The organism is Vibrio sp. 1249-1 (assembly GCF_033340495.1).
In genome coordinates this window covers 1-869 of record NZ_JAWOWJ010000290.1, presented here as the reverse complement: position 1 = coordinate 869, position 869 = coordinate 1, and the positions used below count along the sequence as shown (strand labels likewise).

The window sequence follows — 869 nt, the reverse complement described above, 5'->3', positions numbered from 1 at the left end:
AAAATCGGTGGTGATAAAAACAAAGTCATCGGTGCCTATATCTGGAACCGAAACGAAGAGCACGTAGAAACCGTGCGCGCCAAATTTGTGGTTCTAGCGACAGGTGGCGCGTCAAAGGTTTATCAATACACCTCTAACCCTGATGTCTCATCGGGTGATGGTATTGCTATCGCGTGGCGAGCGGGCTGTCGAGTGGCGAACTTAGAGTTCAACCAGTTCCACCCAACTTGCCTTTACCACCCTGAAGCTCGCAACTTCTTGCTGACCGAGGCCCTTCGTGGTGAAGGCGCTTACCTTCGTCGCCCAGACGGCACTCGCTTTATGCCAGATTTTGATGAGCGTAAAGAACTCGCCCCCCGCGATGTTGTCGCTCGTGCCATCGACTTCGAAATGAAACGCTTGGGTGCAGACTGCATGTATCTCGACATCAGTCATAAACCAGCGGACTTTATCACCAAGCACTTCCCCACCATTTACTCGCGCTTGATGGACTTGGGCATTGATATGACCAAAGAGCCTATTCCAATCGTACCAGCTGCGCACTATACCTGTGGCGGCGTGATGGTGGATCAAAACGGTCATACGGATTTGAAAAACCTATACGCGATTGGCGAAGTGAGCTACACCGGCTTGCATGGTGCTAACCGTATGGCATCGAACTCACTGTTGGAATGTGTGGTTTATGCGTGGTCTGCTGCAAAAGATATTCTGAAACATCACACCAGCGTTGAGCTGCCTTCACGTGTTCCATGTTGGGATGAAAGCCAAGTCACCAACAGTGATGAAGAAGTTATTATTCAACACAACTGGCACGAGCTTCGTCTGTTTATGTGGGACTACATGGGCATTGTGCGTACCGATAAGCGCTT

1 protein-coding gene is annotated in these 869 nt (G+C 50.2%); it reads left to right on the top strand.

Annotation, left to right across the window (positions count from 1 at the left end; translation table 11 throughout):
* Window positions 1-869 (top strand): FAD-binding protein (locus R7Z50_RS25915; RefSeq protein ID WP_318149530.1); only part of this gene is annotated, 869 nt, incomplete at both ends.